1 pseudogene is annotated in these 233 nt (G+C 65.7%); it reads right to left on the reverse strand.

What is annotated here, in order from left to right:
* A pseudogene (locus BN358_RS27910) lies at nt 1–233 on the reverse strand (hypothetical protein); the annotation flags it as partial.

The raw sequence follows: 233 nt of genomic DNA on the forward strand, positions 1-233 counted from the left end.
ACCTTGTGATAATCGTGCCCGCCGCGGGTGAGCTTCCAGATCCGGTCGTCCGACCAGTCCTCCACCATCTTCGCCGTGCGCGGGTCACGACCGAAGAAGTTCTTCCGCAACGTAGGCGCCGTCGTTCGACCTTGAACGTCTGGTAGTCGCCGTCCGGGGTGAGTTCATCACGTTCAACAGCGCGCCGTCGCGGTCGGCCGCGAGCAGCGGGTCCCAGCCGCGTCCCCAGACCA

The sequence above is a fragment of the Sedimentibacter sp. B4 genome, from assembly GCF_000309315.1.
Classification (GTDB): Bacteria; Bacillota; Clostridia; order Tissierellales; family Sedimentibacteraceae; genus Sedimentibacter; species Sedimentibacter saalensis.